Raw genomic sequence first — 21,128 nt, 5'->3', positions numbered from 1 at the left:
GAAACACATGACCAGCCAGTCCACCCTGCAGTCCGTGCCTGCCCTCGGTACGCACCCGGCCTTCGGCTCCAACCCGAGCCGTGCCGAGACCCGGGAGCAGCTCTCCAAGGCGACGTACGACCTTCTCGTGATCGGCGGTGGCATCCTCGGCATCTCGACTGCCTGGCATGCCGCGCAGTCCGGGCTGCGGGTGGCTCTGGTCGACGCCGGCGACTTCGCCGGCGCCACCTCCTCCGCCTCCTCCAAGCTGCTCCACGGCGGTCTGCGCTATCTGCAGACCGGCGCGGTGCGGCTGGTGGCGGAGAACCACTTCGAGCGCCGTGCGGTGTCGCGTCAGGTGGCCCCCCACCTGGCCAACCCGCTCACGTTCTACCTCCCCGTGTACAAGGGCGGGCCGCACGGCGCGGCGAAGCTCGGTGCGGGCGTCTTCGCCTACTCCATGCTGTCGGCGTTCGGTGACGGCGTCGGCCACCTGCTGTCGCCGGCCAAGGCCGCGCAGGACGTGCCCGAGCTGCGCACCGAGAACCTCAAGGCCGTGGCCGTGTACGGCGACGGCCAGATGAACGACGCGCGCATGGCGCTCATGACGGTCCGCGCGGCCGTCGAGGCGGGCGCGGTCGTGCTCAACCACGCCGAGGTGTCGGGGCTGCGCTTCACCAACGGCCGGGTCACCGGTGCCGACCTGCGCGACCGTCTCTCCGGTGACGAGTTCGGCGTCAACGCCCGGCTGGTGCTCAACGCCACCGGCCCCTGGGTCGACCACCTGCGCAGGATGGAGAACCCGGACGCGGCGCCGTCCATCCGTCTGTCGAAGGGCGCGCACCTGGTGCTGAAGCGGACGTCTCCGTGGAAGGCCGCGCTCGCCACCCCGATCGACAAGTACCGCATCACCTTCGCCCTCCCCTGGGAGGACATGCTCCTGCTCGGCACCACCGACGAGACGTTCGAGGGCGACCCGGCGGACGTCGCGGTCAACGACAAGGACATCACGCAGATCCTCGACGAGGCCGCGTTCTCCGTCCGCGACCAGCAGTTGTCCCGTGACCTGATCACGTACTCCTTCGCGGGTCTGCGCGTGCTGCCGGGTGGCCCCGGTGACACGGCGAAGGCCAAGCGGGAGACGGTCGTGACCGAGGGCAGGGGCGGGATGCTGTCCGTCTCGGGCGGCAAGTGGACGACCTTCCGGCACATCGGCCGTACGGTCATGTCGAAGCTGGAGACGCTGCCCGGCCGTCCGCTGGGTGACGACTTCGAGCCGATCTCCGAGCTGCCGAAGAGGATGCCGTTGCCGGGGGTCGCGAACCCGCGTGCGGTGGCTCACCGGCTGCTGGTCGACGGGCCGGCGCCCGGCCCGCGCATGGCCGCCGACACGGCGAGGCACCTCGCGACGCACTATGGGTCGCTGGCGTTCGACATCGCGCGGCTGGCGAACGAGAACCCTGAACTGGGTGAGCGTGTGCATGCGGATGCGCCGGAGATCTGGGCGCAGGTTGTCTATGCGCGGGACAACGAGTGGGCGGAGACGGTTGACGACGTGCTGCGCCGTCGGACCACGCTGACGATTCGGGGGCTGGCTACGGACGAGGTCCGTTCGAAGGTTCAGGATCTGCTCGACAAGAAGTAGACGGTACGGCGTGAAGGGGGGGCGGTTCCCTCAAAGAGGAGCCGCCCCTTTCGCGTTGTGTTCTGTCTGCGGGTGCGTTGTGACTTGTCGCGCGGTTCCCCGCGCACCTAGCTGGGCGACCCCAGCGCCCTTACATCGTTCGGATTGGTCAACTCGCCCCTGCGCACGATCAGTGCGCGGCCGGTCAGCAGTGCGCGGCGGGATGCCCCCACGGCGTCCGGGAGGGTCGTCAGGTCCGTCAGGTGGGCGAAGCCGATGATTCTGCGGATGATCTCTGTGCCCGCGTACCCCACCGCCTCCGTCCAGATCCTGCGCAGGAAGCGGTCCAGGTACGCGTCGTCGAAGAACGTGTCGGCTCTCTTCGGCCACAGGCGGCGGAACTCCGTCTCGAACGCCTCCCAGGACAGGCCGAGTTGGTCGGGGTGGTCGCTCAATGTGCCCAGCGCCCGTGCCCGTTCCTCCGAGACCAGGACGTTCGCCCACTACAGGCCGAGGTCGAAGCCGATGGGGCCGACGAAGCAGAACTCGGGGTCGAAGACCCGTACCACCGGGGCGCCTTCGCGTTGCCCGACCATGACGCTGCCGGTGTGCAGGTCGCCGTGGAGGAGGGCCTGGGCGCTCGTCATGAAGGTGTGGCGGAGGTCGGCGACCTCCGTACGGAGCCTCGCGTCCGCGCGGAACTCCGTCGCCAGGTCGCCCAGGCCCTCGTGGCAGTGGTTGTGTTCGTGCTCGATGTACGGCTCGGCGAGGACCACGTCCTCGGTGATCTTGCACAGTTCCGGGCTCACCGAGGCCGCGATGAGCGCCTTGCGGTCCGCCGACTCCATGCCGAAGTCACCGGTCGCGAAAGACAGTTGGGCCACCAACTCGCCGATGCGGGCCGAGGTGTGCGGTCCGTACGCCGCGCTCTCGTCGAGGATGGTGCGCAGGACCTCCAGGTCCGACAGTCCTCGATGATCGCGACCACACCGACCTGGTTGTACGTGACCATCGTCTTCGCGGCGACGGTCACACCCAGCCCGGCCACCGCCCCGACGTTCCACGAGGCGGCCGAGCAGGCGGCGCGCGAGACGGGCTGGCGGCTGCACACCGGCCCCACCTTCATGGACGTACCGGAGCCGCCCGACGGCATCGCCTACGAGGAACGGCTGACGTGGGCCCAGCAGGACCTGGCCGCCCGTGGTACCCCCGGCCCCGGCAGCCGTCCCGTTCTCTTCGCCCACTCCACCTACCCCCTCTCCCCCGAGCAGCTCGTCGAAATCGCCGCCCTGGCAAGGGAGTTCAGCGCCCTGCTGCACATCCTCGCCGCCGAGAACGCGACCGAGGTCGCCATGGTCGAGGTGCGGTGCGGCAAGCGCCCGGTGGAGTTGCTGGACTCTCTCGGGCTGCTCGGCCCCGACCTGCTGCTGGCCCACGCCGTGGATCTGACCGGCCCGGAGATCGCCGCGCTGGCGCGCACCGGCACGTCCGTCGCCCACTGTCCCGTCTCGAACCTGAAGCTCGGCTGCGGGATCGCGCCCGTCCCCCGGCTGCTCAGCGCCGGTGTGACCCCGGGCTCGGCACGGACGGGGCCGTCAGCTCCAACACGCTGGACGTGCTGGGGGCGGTGCGGCAGGCGGCCCTCGTGTACAAGGCGGGCGGCGACCCCACGGCCGTCGGCGCCGAACAGGCCGTACGCATGGCGACCGTCGAGGGCGCGAAGGCGCTGGGCCTGGGCGACCGGCTGGGCTCCCTGGAGCCGGGCAAGCGGGCCGACCTGATCGTGCTCGACCTCAGCGCCCCGCATCTGCGGCCCCGGCACGACCCCTGGTCGACGCTCGCGTACGCGGCGCACCCGGCGGACGTCCGGGACACCCTCGTGGACGGCAGGGTGCTGATGCGGAACCGGGCCCTCACCACCCTCGACGAGGCCGCCGCCCTCGCCGACCTGGAGGCACTGGCCTGAAATCTCCGGGGGCGGCCGGTCCGGCATCCGTACGGGCTGTCGGGCCGCCACCCGAACGTGCTGCCGAACCAACAGCACGCGGGTACCGATCGGTCACCTGCAGGGGACCCTCGTACGGGCTGACATCGCATTTTGTGACCCGTTCAGCCCACTGAACCCCCATAATGGCCTAAGACATCGGATGTCTGAACGACAGGAGGCCCGCCATGGCAGTCACCGACGAGGCGATCGAGAAAATCAAGGGAATGATCGTCTCCGGGTCGCTGCGCCCCGGCGACCGACTGCCCAAGGAGAGCGAACTCGCCGCCGACCTGGGACTCTCCCGCAACTCCCTGCGGGAGGCGGTGCGCGCCCTGTCGCTCATCCGGATTCTCGACGTACGGCAGGGCGACGGCACCTACGTCACCAGCCTGGACCCCCAACTCCTGCTCGAAGCGCTGAGCTTCGTCGTCGACTTCCACCGCGACGACACGGTCCTGGAGTTCCTGGCCGTACGCCGCATACTGGAGCCGGCCGCCACCGCGATGGCGGCGGCGCGTATCAGTGAGCAGCAGCTGGACGCACTGTCGGCCCAGTTGGACCGGCTGGGCGGCGAGCCGTCGGTGGAGGAACTGGTCGCCGCCGACCTGGAGTTCCACCGGGGGATCGTGCGGAGTTCCGGCAACTCGGTTCTCTGTTCCCTCCTCGACGGGCTGTCCGGGCCCACCACCCGGGCCCGGATCTGGCGCGGACTGACCCAGGAGGACGCGGTCAGCCGCACCCTGCACGAGCACCGGGCGATCCTGGGCGCCCTGCGCGACCGGGACGCGGAGGCGGCACGGTCGTGGGCGACGGTGCACATCGCCAGCGTCGAGCAGTGGCTGAGGTCGACGCTCTAGCCGCGTCTCGGCCGTGACGGAACCTCGGAAACCGCCTCCCGAACGCTCGGATGAATGAGGGGGGTGGTGCGGGGTGGCTCAAGGGTGTGTTCCGGGGCGTCTATCGGGGCAGTGATCCGAGCACTCCCCCGTGCAAGGGGGCTGCGGGCGCCCCCGCCGCACGCCGTAAGGTTGGGTGGTCAAGCGAGGGCACATCGGAAGGAGGCGCTGGGTGATCGAGCTGGAGGGGGTTCCCGAGCTGATCGACCCAGTCATGGTGGCCGCGTTCGAGGGTTGGAACGACGCCGGCGACGCCGCTTCCAGCGCTGTCGCGCATCTGGACCGGGAATGGAAGGGCGCGGTGTTCGCGGCACTCGATGCCGAGGACTACTACGACTTCCAGGTCAACCGCCCCACCGTGTGGCTGGACGGCGGTGTGCGCAAGATCACCTGGCCGACGACAAGGTTGTCGGTGGTCAGGGTCGGCGGCGACAAACCCCGCGACCTCGTACTGGTCCGGGGCATCGAGCCGTCGATGCGCTGGCGCTCGTTCTGCAACGAACTGCTGGGCTTCGCGCACGAACTTGGCGTGGAGCTGGTGGTGGTCCTGGGTGCCCTGCTCGGCGACACCCCGCACACCCGCCCGGTTCCGGTCAGCGGGGTCACGTCCGACCCGGATCTGGCCCGGCGGATGGATCTGGAGGAGACCAAGTACGAGGGACCCACGGGCATCGTCGGCATTCTCCAGGAGGCGTGCACGCACGCGGGCGTTCCGGCGGTGTCACTGTGGGCGGCGGTCCCGCACTATGTGTCGCAGCCGCCGAACCCGAAGGCGACGCTGGCTCTCCTGAACCGCCTGGAGGACCTGATCGACATCCGCATCCCACTGGGCGAGCTGCCCGAGGACGCGCGTGCCTGGCAGGTGGGCGTGGACCAGCTGGCCGCCGAGGACACCGAGGTCGCGGAGTACGTGCAGACTCTGGAGGAGGCCCGGGACACCGCCGAGCTGCCCGAGGCGTCGGGCGAGGCCATCGCCCGTGAGTTCGAGCGCTATCTGCGCCGCCGCGACGGCACCGGTCCTGCGGGCCCGGGCCCGGCCCCCGGCGGCCACGCCACGGCGGACGGCACCGACAGCGCGTCGTACCTTCGGGACAACCCGGCCGGCCGCCCGAAACCGCAGCCGCCGAAGCCGCCCCAGCTGCCGAGCACGGACGACGAGGACTCCCCGGACGAGTGAGCGGTCGGTTACGGCGGAAGGGCCGGTGCGCTTGGTGCGCACCGGCCCTTCCGCTATGTGCCGTGCCCGCGTCCGTCAGCGGTCCACGGCGACCACGGCGTACGCCGTCTCGGGCGTCGGCGTCGTCGTGAACCGGGCGTTGGGCAGATACAGCATCCGGGGCCGGGGCACGACGGAGCGGAACTGATCACCGCCCGCCAGGTACCGGCTTCGACCGGCTCTCATTGGGGCCGCAGGCCCACGTACAGAGCCGCCGGGCGGCCGAACCGGCCCGGCGGACCCCACCTGCACTCGGTCTCCGCTACAGCGCCACGCCCAGCAGGGCGTCCACGGCACGGGACACGACGCCGGGGGCACCCTCGTCCGTACCGCCCCGCTCAGTCTGGAGAGCCGCCCAGCGGTCCACGGCGGCCAGCGCCGCAGGGGCGTCGAGGTCGTTCGCGAGAGCCTCGCGCAGCGCCTCCACGAGACCGTCGGCCGACGGCCCGTCGGGCCGGGACACGGCGGCCCGCCAGCGCCCGAGCCGCGCGACCGCGTCCGCCAGCACCTGGTCGGTCCACTCCCAGTTCGCCCGGTAGTGGTGGGCGAGCAGCGCGAGCCGTATGGCGGCCGGGTCGACCCCGTCGCGGCGCAGCGCGGACACGAAGACGAGGTTGCCCTTGGACTTGGACATCTTCTCGCCGTCGAGCGCGACCATGCCGGCGTGGACGTACACCTTGGCCATGGGGAACTCGCCGGTCAGCACCTGGGCGTGCGAGGCGCCCATCTCGTGGTGCGGGAAGGCGAGGTCGGAGCCGCCGCCCTGTACGTCGAAGCCCATTCCGAGGTGGTCGAGGGCAATGGCGACACACTCGATGTGCCACCCGGGGCGACCGCGGCCCAGGGAACCGCCGTCCCAGCTCGGCTCACCCTCCCGGGCGGCCATCCACAGCATCGGGTCGAGCGGGTTCTTCTTGCCCGGCCGGCCGGGGTCGCCGCCGCGCTCGGCGGACAGCAGCCGCATCGCGGCGGAGTCCAGGTTGGACACCCTGCCGAAGTCGGGGTCGGCCTCGACGGAGAAGTAGACGTCCCCTTCGAGCTCGTAGGCGGCGCCCGTGTCCCGCAACCGCTCGACGAGCGGAACGATGCCGGGTATCGCCTCGACGGCGCCGATGTACTCCTTCGGAGGCAGCATCCGCAGGGCGGTCATGTCCTCCCGGAAGAGAGCGGTCTCCTTCTCGGCGAGCCCCACCCAGTCGATGCCGTCGCGCGCGGCCCGCTCAAGCAGCGGGTCGTCGACGTCGGTGACGTTCTGGACGTAGTGAACCTGCCGCTTGTTGTCGAGCCACACGCGTTGTACGAGGTCGAACGCGTTGTAGGTCGCCGCGTGACCGATGTGGGTGGCGTCGTACGGGGTGATGCCGCAGACGTAGATACGGGCGACGGGACCGGGGTCGAGGGTGACCGGACCGCCGGTCGCGGTGTCGTGGATCCTCAGGTCGCGGCCCTGACCAGTCAGGGCGGGGACCTCGGAAGCGGGCCAGGCATGCATGTCATGAGCGTAACCGGACGGATGTTCCGTATACGAGCCGGACCTGGTCCGGATGGCCGGGAAGGGGGTCTTGCGCCATTCGCCGCAATGTCATGACCGCGACTGGTGGAGCCTGGTCCCCCACGCGGCGGAGCCGCACCGTGTCACGGCCCCGAACCCCTCGACCGGGCGCTCCAGCCGGCCGGAGTTCCCGGGCACCCGCATGGCTGCGGGCGTGCGTGCCGCCGGGGGCGGCCCGGGGTGGGCGCAGGCGGCGCCTGCGCCGGGCGGCGCGACCACCCGGACGGCCACAGCAGCCCCGCGCACCTCACACGGGCGGCCACGGGATCGCCGGCCACTCCCCGCTGGGCTCCGGGTGCTTCCCGGACGACAGCAACGCGTCCACCCGTACCCGCGTGGCCTCGATCTCGTCGCCGGTGACCAGCTCCGCGAGTCGCACGGCCAGCGTTCCGCCCTCCCCCAGCGCGCTCTTCAGCCCCGTCAGCACCTCGACCGCCTCCGGCATGAGGGGCTCCCCGGCCCACCCCCACAACAGTGTCCGCAACTTGTTCTCGGCGTTGAAGGTGACCCCGTGGTCGATCCCGTACAGCCGCCCCTCGCCACCCGGCAGCAGATGCCCGCCCTTGCGGTCCGCGTTGTTGATCACCGCGTCGAGAACGGCGAGCCGCCGCAGCCGCTCGTCGTCGGCGTGCACGAGCAGTGCCGTCTTCCCCTCACCCACCTCGGCGAAGCCGATCGCCTTCCACCCGGGCCCGGGCTGCTCACCCTCGACGAGGGCGAGCAGCCCGTCGCCGTCCGGGGCCTCCACGTCGATCCACAGCTGGCACATCCCCTCGCCGTACGGCCCCTCGCGCAGCACGGTCGGCGGTACGAGCCCCCAGCCGGTCGCCTCGGACACCTCGTACGCCGCCATCTCGCGCTCGGCGAGGGTGCCGTCGGGGAAGTCCCACAGGGGCCGTTCACCGGCCACGGGTTTGTAGATGCAGGCGGCCTCCTGCCCCTCGTAGGAGACCGTGCAGTACAGCGCCGCGTTCGACGCCTCACTGATGCGCCCGCGTACGGTCAGCTCGCCCCTGGCGAGCAGTTCGGCGGGCGTGGGGGTGGCCGTCACGCTCCGCGGCGGTATCCGTTCTGGCGCGGACATACATGTCCTTCCGGGTCGAGCGGGAGGCTGCACAGGGGGCACGGCGGCCGGCCGGCGTTGACGACCTCCAGGGCGCGCTTGGCGAAGGCGCGGGCCTGCGCGCCGGTGAGCCGGACGCGCAGCATCGGAGGGCCGTTCTCCTCGTCCTGGAGGAGCCGCTCCTCGGCCTCGACGAGATCCTCCTCGGACTCGGCGTCCAGCTCCACCAGGGCCTGCGCCTCGACGATCATGCGCTGCTCGTCGCCGTCCCAGGCGAGCGCCATGGTGCCGACCCGGAACTCCTCCTCGACGGGGGTGTCGAGGGGGCGGGTGTCGGACACCTCGGTGGGGGCCACGGCCGGGACGGAGGCGTTGCCCCCACTACGGCGTACGACCTCGTCGAGCAGTTCGTCCATGCGTTCGGCGAGCGCCGCGACCTGGGTCTTCTCCAGGGCCACGCTGGTCACCCGGGGGCCGGCGGTGGCCTGGAGGAAGAACGTACGGCGCCCGGGCAGTCCGACCGTACCGGCCACGAAGCGGTCCGGGGGATCGTAGAGGAACACCTGACGGGACACGTCCTGTCTCCTGAATCGAATGATTTGCGTCTGTCGTCTGTCGTCTGGGGAAGGGTCGGCCGATAGGCCGACATCGGCATCCGCGGGGCTACCGCGACCGCTTCACCCTACTGCTGCCGACGATCACGGTGCGCCCGCACCGCCCCCGACCGCGGCCTCCTCGCCCGGGGGTTCCTCACGCGGCGCCAGGGAGGCGAAATCACCGGTGTCCCCGAGGCGGACGAGAAATGGCCTGAGACGGGTGTAACGGATCACGGTGATGGAACAGGGTTCTACGGACACCCGTTGAAAGAGGTCGAGATGAAGTCCGAGCGCGTCCGCGACAAGGGACTTGATGATGTCGCCGTGCGAGCACATCAGGTAGAGGGCGTCGGCACCGTGATCGGCCTCCACGCGCGCGTTCCACCCGCGTACGGCTTCGGCCGCGCGCGTCTGCATGGCCCGCATGGACTCACCGCCGGGGAAGGCGGCGGCGGTCGGGTGCGTTTGGACGACCTGCATCAAGGGCTCGTCCGCCAGCTCGGCGAGCTTGCGCCCGGACCAGTCTCCGTAGTCGCACTCCGTGATCCGCTCCTCGGTGTGCGGGCGCAGTTCCGGCCTGGCTTCGAGGAGGGGCCGGACCGTCTCCTGGCAGCGCTGGAGCGGGCTGGTGACGACCTCGGAGATCGGCAGCTCGGCGAGGCGCCCGGGCAGCGCGGCGGCCTGCGCGGCACCCCGCTCGTCGAGGGCTACGCCGGGTGTGCGGCCGGCGAGCACTCCGGAGGTGTTGGCGGTGGAACGTCCGTGCCGGACGAGGATCAGCGTGGGCATGCGGCCCAGGGTAGGCGGACGCCCCCCGGTGGTACGCAGGAGTGCGTTTTCGGCCGGGCGACGGGAGAATGCGCACCGTGATCGTCGACTGTGCCATCTACCGCGACGGACGCCGGACGGAGGGACCGCCCGACTTCTCCGACGCCCTGGACGTGTGCCGCGCGGACCAGGCCGAGGAGACGTTCGTCTGGGTCGGTCTGCATGAGCCCACGGAGGAGGAGTTCGAACAGGTCACGGAGGAGTTCGGACTGCATCCCCTGGCCGTCGAGGACGCCCTCAAGGCGCATCAGCGGCCGAAGCTGGAGGTGTACGACGACTCGCTGTTCATGGTGCTCAAGCCGGTCGGCTACGAGCCGCACGCCGACATCGTCTCCTCCGGCGAGATCATGGTGTTCGTCGGCGACTCCTTCGTGGTGACCGTGCGACACGGCGAGGAGGCGCCCCTCGCTGCCGTACGGCACCGGCTGGAGGCCGATCCCGAGATGCTGCGGCACGGACCCACGGCGGTGCTGTACACGATCGCCGACGCCGTCGTCGACCACTACGTGGAGGTGGCGGACGAGCTGGGCACCGACCTGGAGGAGCTGGAGGAGGAGGTCTTCTCGCCCTCCGGCGGGGGCTCGCGCCACACGGCGTCGCGCATCTACACCTTCAAGCGGCAGATCCTGGAGTTCCGCCGCGCCACGGGCCCTCTGACGGCACCGCTCGCCAGGCTCTCGGGCACGGGCCTGTTCGGTGCGCGACTGCCATTCGTCCACGAGAAGGCCGAGCCGTTCTTCCGGGACGTCAGCGACCACCTCACGCGCGTGAACGAGTCCGTCGAGGGTCTGGACCGCCTGGTCTCCGACGTCCTGTCGGCCCATCTCGCGCAGATGAGCGTGCGGCAGAACGACGACATGCGGAAGATCTCCGCGTTCGCCGCCATGGCCGCGTTCCCCACGATGGTCGCCGGGATCTACGGCATGAACTTCGACCACATGCCGGAGCTGCGCTGGGTGTGGTCGTACCCGGCGCTGCTCGTGGTGATGGCCGTCGTGGAGGTCCTGCTCTACCGGATGTTCAAGCGGCGGGGCTGGCTGTAGCACGGTCGCGGGTCTGTCCCCGGGGGACTTCGCGGGCGAACTCAGGCGAACTCCGGGGACCTGGTCGCCGGGCCGCCCAGTGCGTCGCGCCGCTCGGGCATCCGCAGGGAGACCATGCGGCGCCAGCCGACGGCGCGCTCGTAGGCGTACACCGCGCGGATGCCCGCCGCGAGGACCGCGGCCTTGGGGCGCGGCCAGTCCAGCACCCGCCCCATGTGGGACATGACCGCGAGGCTGACGTCCCGGTAGACGCGGATCTCTGCGAGCGCGCACTCGCGCAGCGTCCGCTGGATGAGGCGGCCGTGGCCGGCGGCCGCGAAGCGCAGGAGTTCCTCGTGGCAGTAGGCGAGGTGGTTGTCCTCGTCCTTCGAGATCATCCGCACCGCGCGGCCGAGATCGGGGTGGTCGCCGAAGTACTTGCGCAGCAGTTCCATCTCCTCGGAGGCGCGCTGCTCGGTGACGCGACTGTGAGCGAGGTAGGTGACGATGTCCCGCACGGTCAGCGGTTCGTCGCTCTTGAGCTTCTCGTGCGCGAGACCGATGCCCTGCCGTTCCAGGAGCATCGTGTAGTCGGTGTCGGCCGGGACGTCGACGGGCTTCAGGCCGCGCTTCTTCATGAGGGCGTTGAAGATCCGCCCGTGCTTGTCCTCGTCCGCGCCGTGGCGGGTGATCCGGGGGGCGAGGTCGCGTTCGCTCGCCGGGACGAGCGCGGCGATACGGGCATTCTCCCAGCCGCCCTGTGACTCCCCGCTGGCCGCGATGGAGCAGAAGAGGCGGAAGGAATCGTCGTTGTCGAGGATCTCCTGGAACAGACTCCGGGCCGAAAACATCAGGGGCACCTCTCGCAGTTCTGCCGGTTCCGCAAAGAACGAGTCAGACAACGAGTCAAATGCGGTGCGGGGGACGCTGCAACAGCTGTGTCGGACAACAACGCCAAAAGGAGGACCGGGAGTGGCGCGACAGGACGTAAGTGCGAGGGGGTGGCGGGGGTGGAGGGCGTAACCGCAGGGTCCACGGCGCGTTGTGCTCCATGACGGCCGTGGCGGGGAAGACCCCCCGAGCCCCCACCACGGCCGCGGAACTTCACTGCCCTGTTGATCCGTTTGCGCGCGTTACGCCAGCCCGGCGCGCTCCAGGGCGTCGGAGCCCGCCCGGAGCGAGGCGATCCGCTCGTCGAGCGTGAAGCCGGCCGGGGCGAGGGTGAGCGTGGTGACACCGGCCGCCGCGTAGGCCTGCATCCGGTCGGCGATCCGGTCCACCGAGCCGAGCAGCGTCGTCTGGTCGATCAGCTCGTGCGGAATGGCGGCCGCGGCGCCCTCCTTGTCGCCGGACAGGTACTTGTCCTGGATCTCGGCGGCTTCCTTCTCGTATCCCATGCGCTGGGCGAGCTGGTTGTAGAAGTTCTGCTTACGGCTGCCCATGCCGCCCACGTACAGGGCGGTGTACGGCCGGAAGGTGTCGGCGAGCGACGCCACGTCCTTGTCGTCACCGACGGCGAGCGGCAGGGTCGGGCAGACGTCGAACCCTTCCAGGGTCTTCCCGGCCTTCTCGCGCCCCGCGCGCAGGTACTGGATGGCGGTGTCCTCGATGTGCGCGGCGGACGGGAAGATGAGCAGCGCGCCATCGGCGATCTCGCCGGTCTGTTCGAGGTTCTTGGGGCCGATCGCGGCGATGTAGAGCGGGATGTGCTCGCGTTCGGGGTGCACCGTCAGCTTGATGGGCTTGCCCGGCCCGCCGGGCAGCGGCAGCGTCCAGTGCTCACCGTCGTGGGAGAGCCGCTCACGGCTCATCGCCTTGCGTACGATCTCCACGTACTCGCGGGTGCGGGAAAGCGGCTTGTCGAACTTGACGCCGTACCAGCCCTCGGACACCTGCGGCCCGGAGACGCCGAGGCCGAGCCGGAAGCGGCCGCCGGAGAGCGAGTCGAGGGTGGCGGCGGTCATCGCGGTCATCGCGGGCTGCCGGGCCGGAATCTGGAAGATGGCCGAGCCGACGTCGATGCGCTCGGTCTGGGCGGCGACCCAGGTGAGCACGGTGGCCGCGTCCGATCCGTAGGCCTCGGCGGCCCAGCAGACGGCGTATCCGAGGCGGTCGGCCTCCTGCGCGACGGCCAGATTGTCCGCGTCCATTCCGGCACCCCAGTAGCCGAGGTTGATCCCGAGCTGCATGGCCGATTCCCCTTACCGATCAGTAACGTCCCTTGTACGACCGACATTAGCGTGTAGATGTACGGGGGGAGGTGGGGCGTGGATCTCGCTGGTCCGGCGTTTAGGGGGCGAGGCCGGTGCGGGCCAGGTCGTTGTCTGACCAACCGCCCGCCCGTCCCGGTCCGTTTGCCGGGCACCCTCGAACCGCTCGTTGCCGACCGGCATCCCAGCCCGGACAACCAACCTTCCTTCCCACCCGCCCGCACGCCCGCACCGTCTCTCCACAGCCCAGGCCCGGTGTTCCAGCCCGCCCGGCGACCGAGGACGGCCACCCGCACCACCTCACCTGGAGCCCTCACAGCTCCCCCGCATGCGCCTGCCGTCGCTCGCGGACAAGGCCCGTTCGCCCCCAGCCTCCTCCCCCGGCCCCACCCCCGCCGCACCCGCAGTCCAGGCAGCTCCCCCTCCGGCGCCGGCCCCCGGCGCCGGCCCGTCCGGCGTTCGAGGACACGGCCACTTCAGGGCCGAAGCAGGGGTCTGGGGGCGGCAGCCCCCGGGGAAAGGAACGGGCAGGGGCGGCAGGGGCGGGAAACCGTTGTCCACAGGCAACCCACTTGGTCGGTTCTGGCCAGTAATCTCGGCGTTCATGGAGCAGAGGCATCTCGGCCGTACCGGCCTGCGTGTGTCCCGGATCGGGCTCGGCACCCTGACCTGGGGTCGGGACACCGACGAGCACGACGCCGCGGACCTGTTGAAGGCGTTCTGGGAAGCGGGCGGAACCCTCGTCGACACCGCGGACGTGTACGGCGACGGAGAGGCCGAGTATCTGCTCGGGCAGCTCATGGAAGGCCTCGTGCCGCGCCGCGACCTGGTCATCTCGACCAAGGCCGGCAGCGTCCCCGACCCCGACCGCCGCGTCGACGGCTCCCGCGGCCACCTCCTCGCCGCCCTCGACGCTTCCCTCGCCCGCCTCGGCACGGACCACGTCGACGTCTGGCACATCCACGCCTACGACCCCGACACCCCCCTGGAGGAGACCCTCCAGGCCCTCGACCTCGCCGTCAGCAGCGGACGCGCCCGATACGCCGGCGTCTCCAACTTCTGCGGCTGGCAGCTCGCCAAGGCGGCGACCTGGCAACTCGCGGCACCGGGCATACGTACGCGCCTGTCCAGCACGCAACTGGAGTACTCGCTGCTCCAGCGCGGCATCGAACGCGAGGTGCTGCCCGCCGCCCTCGACCTGGGCGTCGGACTCCTGCCCTCCTCACCGCTCGGACGCGGCGTCCTCACCGGCAAGTACCGCAACTCGACCCCGGCGGACTCCCGGGGCGCCTCCGAGCACCTGGCGCCCTTCGTCGCGCCGTACCTCGACGACACGGCGAGCCGCATCGTCGACGCGGTGCAGACCGCGGCGGACGGACTGGCGGTGACGCCCTTGCAGGTGGCGCTCGCCTGGATCCGCGACCGGCCCGGCGTGGCCGCCCCCATCATCGGCGCGCGCAACGCGCAGCAGCTCACGGCCGCATTGTCAGTGGAGACCCTTAGTCTTCCTGACGAGATCTGCCGGGCGCTCGACGACGTGTCAGCGCCCGTGCACCGCTATCCCGATCACGACTGGAGCACGCTGTGACCACGGAGCCCGACACCACGGAGGAAGCCGAGCCGGGGACCCCGGGCACCGCCGAGGAGGCCGTTCAGGACGCGGCGGACGATTCGTCGACCGGGCGGACCGAGACCGGCGAGAGTACCGAGAACGGCGGCGGTGATGCCGGACAGCCGTCCGAGGCCGAGGCCGAGCTGGCCGCGCAGCGGGAGCTGCGGGAGCGGATCGAGCGGCGCAAGGCCGAGAAGCAGGGGCCGATCGCCGCCGGCACCAAGCTCAGCGGTACGGCCGCCGATCTGCTGGCGGCCGTACGGGCCGTGGAGAGCGGGGAGAAGCCCGCGGCGACCGTCGCCTTCCGCGCCCAGGAGTCCAAGCCGACGGCCGGGACCGCGGCCCCGGCCGCACAGCCCGCGGACTCGCCCGTTCCCGTACGGCGGCCCCAGCCCGCCCCGCCCGTCGCCGGTCGTACCGCGGCCGGCCCGGCGCCGGAGACAGTCGAGGCCGTACGGGGCGTACTGGCCGAGGGGGGCGCGCCGGACGTGCTCGCGCCGCAGGTCGTCTCGGCTCTGGGTGACGGAGCGGACGCACAACTGCGTGCGGACCCCTGGCAGTTGCTCCGGGTGTCCGGGGTGCGGCCCGAGCAGGCCGACGGGTTCGCGCGGGCGCTGCTGGGCGACGGGTGCGGTCCGGACGACGAGCGGCGTGGGCGGGCGGTCACGGTGTGGCTGCTGGACCAGGCCGCCCTGGCCGGACACACCGTCCTGGACGCCGGCGCGCTCACCGCCGCCCTCGCCCAGCGCGGCGTGCCCGATCCGGAAACCGCCGTGCAGAGCGCGGTCGCGGAGGGCGAGGCCCTGGAGTTCCAAGACGCGGTCGGGGAGGCCGCGGGGCAGGCTGCGGACGGTGCGGACGACGACGAGGCCGAGGAGCGCCCCGTCCGCGTGCTCATCGGGCTGGAGCGGTACGCGCTCGCCGAGGAGAGTCTCGCCGACGGGCTGGCCCGGATCGTCAACTCGCTGCCCAAGGAGGCGTCCGAGGACTGGGAGTCGTCAGCCGGGGCGCCGGGGTCCGGTTCCGCGGCCGAGTTGATCCGATCCGTCGCCGGACACGCGCTCGTGGTGCACACCGGCGGTGACGCGGCGCGCGCCGAACCGGCCGCCCTCGTCGCCGCGGCCCGTTCCCTGGGCCTGCGGGTCTGCGCCGCCGCCCACACGTCCGACGGCCGCCGCCGCTTCGCGGCACTTCTCGCTTCCGCGGGCGACTCCGCATCGGATGGCGTCGTCACCGTCGCCGGGCTGTTGGCCGGGGCCGAAGGGCCCGGGCGGGACGCCGACGGCGCGTTCGGGCTCGATCTGCTGGTCGTGCTGGACGCGCCGCAGCTAGATGTGGAGAGCGCGGCGATGGTCGTGGAGGCGCTGCCCGACGGGGCGAGGCTTGTGCTGAGCGGTGATCCGGCGGTGCTGTGGTCGGCCGGTCCGGGGCGGGTCTTCGCCGATCTGCTCGCCGCGCGCGCGTGCCCGCACGTCGTCTCGCGCACGCCCGATCCCGGTCCGATCGGCGAACTCGTCTCGGGTGTGTCCGTCGGCGAGCTCACCCAGGTCGAGGCGCCCGGCAAGGAGGTCGTGATCGTCCCCGTGCGGGACGCGGGCGAGGCGGTGCACCGGACCGTGCAGCTCGTCGCGGACTCGGTGCCCAGGGCACTCGGTGTACCGGCCGAGCACACGCAGGTGATCACGCCGGGGCACGGCGGCGCGGCCGGCACGCGCGCGCTCAACTCCGCCCTCAAGGAGCGGCTGAACCCCGGTCCTGGCCGCTTCGGCGGGTACGACCCGGGTGACCGGATCGTGTACGCGCCGGCGCCGGGACGGACGGTGCCCGGGCAGGTCGTCAGGGCCGACGCGGAGGGGCTGCACCTGGAGTGCGGCGGCGCCCCCGTCGTCGTACCGAAGGAGCGGGTCGAGCAGAGCGTGCGGCACGGGTGGGCGCTCACCGCGCACCAGGCTGTGGGACTGCACTGGCCGGCCGCCGTCGTGGTGCTGCCCGGGGACGCGGCATCGTCGCTGACCCGGCCCTGGGTCTACACGGCCTTCGGCCGCGCGGAGCGGCACCTCTCCGTGGTGCACGGCGTGGACCAGGCCCTCCCCCGCGCGGTCGCGGAGGTCCCGGCGAAGGCCCGCACGACGCGGCTGCCGGCGCTGCTCGGAGCCCAGGTGCCCCCGGCCGGCTGAGGATGCGATCCGGACGGTCCACGACGAACGACGGCGGCGGTCACGGGAAGCATCGCCTCCCATGACCGCCGCGTCCTCGGGACGACCGATCGCCGGCTAGCGATCGGCGTCCAGGGGTTCCAGGTCCTCGTCCTCGTCGAGGCCCACTGCCACGATGCGCGGATCGAGCTCGTCCTCCAGCAGATCGTCCTCGTCGATGATGTCGTCCGCCTCGTCGTCGAAGACCGCGCTGACATCGAAGCGGCAGACCACCCGCTGCGCGTCCACCTGGTCGAAGGGCGCCTCCAGCCACTCGCCGGGCTCGGCCGGCTCGTCGGCGGCCGTCACCCACAGCGTGGAGTCGGCCTCCTCCAGGCCGAACTCCTTGTGGCGGGAGGCGATCTCGTCCGGCTCGAACTCGCCGAACAGAAGGCCCAGCGCCCCGTGCACCGTGCCGGACACCTCGGCGCCCGCGCCGTCGTCGTCCACGGCCTCCACCCGCTGTGCCTGCGCCAGCAGCCGCTGCGGCTCCACCACGGCGTAGTCGCGGCGGATGAGCACACTCAGCGCGTTCGGCTCCTCGGGGCCCGTGTACGGCGGCAGCGCGTCGTCCGTACCGGGGATCTCGAAGGGGGTGACCTCGTCGTAGCGGTCGTAGAGCAGCTCGTCGTAGACCTCGGCGGCAGCGGCCAGCTGGTTGAACGCCTCGTAGACATCGGGGTCGTCCTCCCCCGACCGGCGTTCGACCGCCGCCAGGTGGCGGTCGAGCGCGGTCTTGACCGCCTCGGCGGCGGCTCGTACCTCGGCAGCGGTGGGCTGCGCAGCATCAGACATAGTGCAGACGCTATCCGTACCGGGCCTCTGCCCGCACAATAGATGCGATGCCGGAATACGAATTCGTCGACGTGTACGTACCGCGCGGGGTCACCCGCAAGGAAGCCACACGCCTGCTGACGGACCATGCCGAGTACGGACACTGGGAGTTGGACCGCCTGAGCCTGCTGCGCGACGGCAGCCGCAGGGTGCGGTTGCGCCGGCGGATCATCCGCCAGGTGCGTGCCACGTGGTGAGGTGACACGGCCGAAACGGAGCGGGCCCCGCCTAGGCGGGGCCCGCTCCGTTTCGGTACGCCGCCGGGTGACCGTGCGGCGAATTCCTCCTGTTCGTACGGAAATTCCGTACGGGTCTACGCCGAGGGGCGTGCCTTTCGGTAGAGGACGGTGCCGGCGAGCAGCATGCCCGCACCCACCGGCAGGGCGACGCCCAGCGGCAGGCCACCACCGGTGTGCGCGAGCTGCGCGGCCTGCGCGACGCTCTGGTCGGCGTACGAGGAGGGGCTGGGCGGTGTGAGCGGGGACACCGGATGGGCGGGAGTGACCGGCTGGGCCGGGGGTCCCTGGCGGTGCGGGTTGGCCGGGGCCGGGGTCTCGTGGCCGCCGCCCGGGGGCGTGACCGGATGGTCGGTCTCCGGAGGGGGAGCCGGGTGGCCGCCCGGAGTGTCCCCGGTGCTCGAGCAGTCGTTGCCCGCCACCGAGTTGCCGATGCCGATCACGTCGACGGAGTTGCCGCAGACGTTGACCGGTGCGTCGACCGGCGCCTCCACGTGGTTGCCGGACCCCACGCCCGGCGAGCCGGTGGCGTGTCCGCCGGCGTACGAGCCCTCCCAGCCGCTCCAGTCGCCCCAGTTTCCGGAGCCGCCCGGGCTGCCCGGGTACCCGGAGCCGCCCGGGACACCCGAGTCGCCGTAGCCGCCCGAGTCGCCGTATCCACCGTGGCCGCCATAGCCGTCGTACCCGGTGTATCCACCGGGTGAGCCGTGCCCGCCGTACCCTCCGCCCTCGCCGTATCCACCGGACGGGCCATGACCACCGTGGCCTCCCTGTCCGCCGTGGTTGCCCTGGTTGCCGTGGTTGCCAGGACCGCCGTGGTTGCCGTGGCCGCCCGGTGATCCGTTGCCGCCACCGCCCTTGCCGCCGCCGTTGGCACACTTGTTGCCCATCGCCGGGTTGAGGAGACCGACGACACTCACGGTGTTGCCGCAGACGTTGACCGGCACGCTCACCGGCGCGCTCACCGTGTTCCCGGACAGCACACCGGGTGAGTTGGACGTGGCGCCGTTCGCACCCGAGTCGGCATGCGCCTGGGCGCCGCCGGCGGCGGCCATCACGCCTGTCGCCGCCGCCATGGTCATCAGCCCCTTGCGGGTGACCTCTCGCATTGCTGCATCCCTGCCTTCACATGTTGTTTCGCGAACCTTCCGGAACGACCTGTCGGCCCCGGAGCGCACGAGGCGTTCCGAGGCCGACAGGCTCAGACTCACTGGGAGTCAGAGCCTCATGAAGAGAGGCGCAGCATCAGTTGTTGACGCAGGTGTTGCCGAAGGCGGGGTTCAGCAGCCCGATCACGGAGATCGTGTTGCCGCAGACGTTCACCGGGACGTGAACGGGCACCTGAACAACGTTGCCGGACAGGACGCCCGGGGAGTGCACGGCGGCACCCTGGGCCCCAGCGTCGGCGACGGCCAGGCCCGCACCCGCGAGAACCAGACCACCAGTGGCAGCCGCAGCGGCGACGACCTTCTTGATCATTATTCCTCCTTGTAGGCAATGCGATCCCGAATAGCGGATCGCATCAGCAGTAACGAGGAGGAGGCATTAGGGCTACGACCCTATGAGCCCATTCACTCTTCTCAGTCAGCTACGCACGTGCGGACGATTATTGGAGTGTCGTTCAATCGGGTAATTCCGGGCGCTTTCACGGGACTTGGGACTCCGGTCGAACCCCTGGAACTCAGGCCCGGCCCGGGATTTCAGGATGCCTCGATGAAGCGGTCGAGCACACGCACCCCGAACTTCAGCGCGTCGACCGGCACCCGTTCGTCAACACCGTGGAACATGCCCGCGAAGTCCAGCTCCGGCGGCAGCTTGAGCGGCGCGAAGCCGAAGCAGCGGATGCCGAGGTCCGCGAAGGACTTGGCGTCGGTGCCGGCCGAGAGCATGTAGGGCACGGCCCGGGCGATCGGGTCCTCGGCGACGAGCGCGGTCTGCATGGCGTCCACCAGCGCCCCGTCGAAGGAGGTCTCCAGGGCCTTGTCCGCGTGCACGTCCTCGCGCTTCACGTTCGGTCCGAGGATGCGGTCGAGGTCCGCGAGGAACTCCTCCTCGTAGCCGGGCAGATAGCGGGCGTCGACGTGCGCGGTCGCCTGACCCGGAATGACGTTGACCTTGTAACCGGCACCCAGCTGGGTCGGGTTGGCGGTGTTCTGCAGCGAGGCGCCGATCAGCTTGGCGATACCGCCGAGCTTGGCGAGCGTCGCGTCCATGTTCTCGGGGTCCAGCTCGGTGCCCAGCGCGTCACCGAGTTCGTCGAGGAAGTGGCGGAGCGTCTTGGTGACCCGGACCGGGAACCTGTGGCGGCCGAGGCGTCCGACGGCCTCGGAGAGTTCGGTGATCGCGTTGTCCTTGTGGATCATCGAACCGTGTCCGGCGGTGCCGTCGACGGTCAGCCTCATCCAGTGCATGCCCTTCTGGGCCGTCTCGACGAGATAGAGCCGCAGATTCTCGTTGACGGTGAAGGAGAAGCCGCCGACCTCGCCGATCGCCTCGGTCACACCCTCGAACAGGTCTGGGTGCCGGTCGACGAGGTGCCGCGCGCCCCACGTACCGCCCGCCTCCTCGTCCGCGAGGAAGGCGAGGACGATGTCACGCGGAGGCTTGCGCCCGGTGCGCAGCCGGTCCCGGACGACCGCGAGGGTCATCGCGTCCATGTCCTTCATGTCGACCGCGCCCCTGCCCCAGACGCACCCGTCCGCGATCTCCCCCGAGAACGGGTGGTGGGTCCAGTCCGCCGCGTTGGCCGGTACGACGTCGGTGTGGCCGTGGATGAGCAGCGCCGGCCGGGACCGGTCCTCACCCTCGATGCGTGCCACGGTGGAGGCGCGTCCCTTGTGCGACTCGAAGATCTGGGGCTCCAGGCCCACGTCGGCGAGCTTCTCGGCGACGTACTCGGCGGCCTTGCGTTCACCCGGCCCCGAGTGGTCGCCGAAGTTACTGGTGTCGATCCGGATGAGCTCGCGGCAGAGGTCCACGACCTCGTCCTCGCCGGTGACGCCCCTGGTCGTGTCCGTCCTGCCCGTCCCGCTCACGCTGCTACCTCCCGCTGTTCCTGCTGGTGGTCCTCCCCCATCCTCTCCCTCCCACCCGGCGCGTCCCAAGACCGGGCGGGGCCCGTCACACACCGTTCACGCCGCGACAAGGGGTGATCGGCCACCCCCGAAAGCCTGGTAATGTTTCCCTCGTCGCCACGGGGGGAACCCCGCGCGACAAACACCTTGTCCGGGTGGCGGAATGGCAGACGCGCTAGCTTGAGGTGCTAGTGCCCTTTATCG

18 protein-coding genes and 2 pseudogenes are annotated in these 21,128 nt (G+C 71.1%); 8 read left to right on the top strand and 12 right to left on the bottom strand.

What is annotated here, in order from left to right; all coding sequences use genetic code 11:
- Positions 1-7 precede the first annotated feature (7 nt).
- Complete coding sequence (locus RB628_RS28175; RefSeq protein ID WP_318323330.1) at positions 8-1,624, top strand: glycerol-3-phosphate dehydrogenase/oxidase; 1,617 nt, start codon at positions 8-10, stop codon at positions 1,622-1,624.
- Between the two features lie 107 nt (positions 1,625-1,731).
- Here RB628_RS28175 and RB628_RS28170 read toward each other — a convergent pair.
- Positions 1,732-2,571, bottom strand: a pseudogene (locus tag RB628_RS28170) (phosphotransferase); the annotation flags it as partial.
- Between the two features lie 90 nt (positions 2,572-2,661).
- On the opposite strand from RB628_RS28170, the pseudogene RB628_RS28165 reads away from it, so the two are divergent.
- The 3 genes and pseudogenes from RB628_RS28165 to RB628_RS28155 form a co-directional block, all read left to right on the top strand.
- A pseudogene (locus RB628_RS28165) lies at positions 2,662-3,569 on the top strand (amidohydrolase family protein); the annotation flags it as partial.
- Between the two features lie 206 nt (positions 3,570-3,775).
- Entirely contained in the window at positions 3,776-4,447 is a 672-nt protein-coding gene (locus tag RB628_RS28160; protein ID WP_318323329.1) for a FadR/GntR family transcriptional regulator, read from the top strand.
- Positions 4,448-4,658: 211 nt separating this feature from the next.
- On the top strand, positions 4,659-5,663 hold the full coding sequence (locus RB628_RS28155; RefSeq protein WP_318323328.1) for a PAC2 family protein: 1,005 nt from the start codon (positions 4,659-4,661) through the stop codon (positions 5,661-5,663).
- Positions 5,664-5,738: 75 nt separating this feature from the next.
- On the opposite strand, the gene RB628_RS28150 is transcribed toward RB628_RS28155, so the two are convergent.
- From RB628_RS28150 to RB628_RS28130, 5 genes are all read right to left on the bottom strand, one after another.
- A complete protein-coding gene (locus RB628_RS28150; RefSeq protein WP_318323327.1) occupies positions 5,739-5,888 on the bottom strand; it encodes a hypothetical protein in 150 nt (49 codons plus the stop codon).
- 76 nt (positions 5,889-5,964) lie between these two features.
- Entirely contained in the window at positions 5,965-7,194 is a 1,230-nt protein-coding gene (gene mshC, locus RB628_RS28145) for a cysteine--1-D-myo-inosityl 2-amino-2-deoxy-alpha-D-glucopyranoside ligase (protein ID WP_318323326.1), read from the bottom strand.
- Positions 7,195-7,501: 307 nt separating this feature from the next.
- Positions 7,502-8,338, bottom strand: coding sequence for an SCO1664 family protein (locus RB628_RS28140; protein ID WP_318323325.1), 837 nt, complete (start codon positions 8,336-8,338; stop codon positions 7,502-7,504).
- Entirely contained in the window at positions 8,302-8,892 is a 591-nt protein-coding gene (locus RB628_RS28135; RefSeq protein ID WP_318323324.1) for a DUF3090 domain-containing protein, read from the bottom strand. Before RB628_RS28135 ends, RB628_RS28140 begins: the two co-directional genes overlap by 37 nt.
- A gap of 123 nt (positions 8,893-9,015) precedes the next feature.
- Positions 9,016-9,702 carry a histidine phosphatase family protein gene (locus tag RB628_RS28130; RefSeq protein ID WP_318323323.1) on the bottom strand — a complete coding sequence of 229 codons (687 nt, stop codon included), beginning with the start codon at positions 9,700-9,702 and terminating at the stop codon, positions 9,016-9,018.
- 77 nt (positions 9,703-9,779) lie between these two features.
- On the opposite strand from RB628_RS28130, the gene corA reads away from it, so the two are divergent.
- Positions 9,780-10,784, top strand: a complete 1,005-nt coding sequence (gene corA / locus RB628_RS28125) for a magnesium/cobalt transporter CorA (protein WP_318323322.1) — start codon at positions 9,780-9,782, stop codon at positions 10,782-10,784.
- A gap of 41 nt (positions 10,785-10,825) precedes the next feature.
- Here corA and RB628_RS28120 read toward each other — a convergent pair whose 3' ends face one another.
- The gene (locus RB628_RS28120) at positions 10,826-11,614 is read right to left on the bottom strand and encodes a ferritin-like domain-containing protein (protein ID WP_318323321.1); all 789 of its coding nucleotides are present in this window, start codon (positions 11,612-11,614) and stop codon (positions 10,826-10,828) included.
- A gap of 282 nt (positions 11,615-11,896) precedes the next feature.
- On the bottom strand, positions 11,897-12,952 hold the full coding sequence (locus RB628_RS28115; protein WP_318323320.1) for an LLM class F420-dependent oxidoreductase: 1,056 nt from the start codon (positions 12,950-12,952) through the stop codon (positions 11,897-11,899).
- Positions 12,953-13,577: 625 nt separating this feature from the next.
- On the opposite strand from RB628_RS28115, the gene RB628_RS28110 reads away from it, so the two are divergent.
- Together RB628_RS28110 and RB628_RS28105 are read left to right on the top strand one after the other, a co-directional pair.
- Positions 13,578-14,561 carry an aldo/keto reductase gene (locus RB628_RS28110; RefSeq protein ID WP_318323319.1) on the top strand — a complete coding sequence of 328 codons (984 nt, stop codon included), beginning with the start codon at positions 13,578-13,580 and terminating at the stop codon, positions 14,559-14,561.
- Positions 14,558-16,762 carry a helix-hairpin-helix domain-containing protein gene (locus RB628_RS28105; RefSeq protein WP_318323318.1) on the top strand — a complete coding sequence of 735 codons (2,205 nt, stop codon included), beginning with the start codon at positions 14,558-14,560 and terminating at the stop codon, positions 16,760-16,762. The genes RB628_RS28110 and RB628_RS28105 overlap by 4 nt, the downstream gene beginning before the upstream one ends.
- 96 nt (positions 16,763-16,858) lie before the next feature.
- Here RB628_RS28105 and RB628_RS28100 read toward each other — a convergent pair whose 3' ends face one another.
- A complete protein-coding gene (locus RB628_RS28100) occupies positions 16,859-17,575 on the bottom strand; it encodes a hypothetical protein (RefSeq protein ID WP_318323317.1) in 717 nt (238 codons plus the stop codon).
- A 47-nt stretch (positions 17,576-17,622) separates the two neighbouring features.
- Here RB628_RS28100 and RB628_RS28095 point away from each other — a divergent pair, with 47 nt between their 5' ends.
- Entirely contained in the window at positions 17,623-17,811 is a 189-nt protein-coding gene (locus RB628_RS28095) for a DUF5703 family protein (RefSeq protein ID WP_018549191.1), read from the top strand.
- 116 nt (positions 17,812-17,927) lie between these two features.
- On the opposite strand, the gene RB628_RS28090 is transcribed toward RB628_RS28095, so the two are convergent.
- From RB628_RS28090 to RB628_RS28080, 3 genes are all read right to left on the bottom strand, one after another.
- Positions 17,928-18,959, bottom strand: coding sequence for a chaplin (locus RB628_RS28090; RefSeq protein WP_318323316.1), 1,032 nt, complete (start codon positions 18,957-18,959; stop codon positions 17,928-17,930).
- A gap of 136 nt (positions 18,960-19,095) precedes the next feature.
- Entirely contained in the window at positions 19,096-19,329 is a 234-nt protein-coding gene (gene chpH / locus RB628_RS28085) for a chaplin ChpH (RefSeq protein WP_053742306.1), read from the bottom strand.
- Between the two features lie 221 nt (positions 19,330-19,550).
- Positions 19,551-20,885 carry a M20/M25/M40 family metallo-hydrolase gene (locus RB628_RS28080; RefSeq protein WP_318323315.1) on the bottom strand — a complete coding sequence of 445 codons (1,335 nt, stop codon included), beginning with the start codon at positions 20,883-20,885 and terminating at the stop codon, positions 19,551-19,553.
- Positions 20,886-21,128 lie beyond the last annotated feature (243 nt).

It is taken from the genome of Streptomyces sp. ADMS (assembly GCF_033441795.1).
Classification (GTDB): domain Bacteria; phylum Actinomycetota; class Actinomycetes; order Streptomycetales; family Streptomycetaceae; genus Streptomyces.
This window is presented reverse-complemented; position numbering and strand designations above follow the sequence as displayed.

Coding starts and splice junctions, on each gene's coding strand:
- RB628_RS28130 (WP_318323323.1), bottom strand. CDS start 9,702: ATGCCCACGCTGATCCTCGTCCGGCACGGACGTTCCACCGCCAACACC.
- RB628_RS28160 (WP_318323329.1), top strand. CDS start 3,776: ATGGCAGTCACCGACGAGGCGATCGAGAAAATCAAGGGAATGATCGTC.
- RB628_RS28150 (WP_318323327.1), bottom strand. CDS start 5,888: ATGAGAGCCGGTCGAAGCCGGTACCTGGCGGGCGGTGATCAGTTCCGC.
- RB628_RS28095 (WP_018549191.1), top strand. CDS start 17,623: ATGCCGGAATACGAATTCGTCGACGTGTACGTACCGCGCGGGGTCACC.
- RB628_RS28120 (WP_318323321.1), bottom strand. CDS start 11,614: ATGTTTTCGGCCCGGAGTCTGTTCCAGGAGATCCTCGACAACGACGAT.
- RB628_RS28090 (WP_318323316.1), bottom strand. CDS start 18,959: ATGCGAGAGGTCACCCGCAAGGGGCTGATGACCATGGCGGCGGCGACA.
- RB628_RS28175 (WP_318323330.1), top strand. CDS start 8: ATGACCAGCCAGTCCACCCTGCAGTCCGTGCCTGCCCTCGGTACGCAC.
- RB628_RS28100 (WP_318323317.1), bottom strand. CDS start 17,575: ATGTCTGATGCTGCGCAGCCCACCGCTGCCGAGGTACGAGCCGCCGCC.
- RB628_RS28110 (WP_318323319.1), top strand. CDS start 13,578: ATGGAGCAGAGGCATCTCGGCCGTACCGGCCTGCGTGTGTCCCGGATC.
- chpH (WP_053742306.1), bottom strand. CDS start 19,329: ATGATCAAGAAGGTCGTCGCCGCTGCGGCTGCCACTGGTGGTCTGGTT.
- mshC (WP_318323326.1), bottom strand. CDS start 7,194: ATGCATGCCTGGCCCGCTTCCGAGGTCCCCGCCCTGACTGGTCAGGGC.
- RB628_RS28140 (WP_318323325.1), bottom strand. CDS start 8,338: ATGTCCGCGCCAGAACGGATACCGCCGCGGAGCGTGACGGCCACCCCC.
- RB628_RS28115 (WP_318323320.1), bottom strand. CDS start 12,952: ATGCAGCTCGGGATCAACCTCGGCTACTGGGGTGCCGGAATGGACGCG.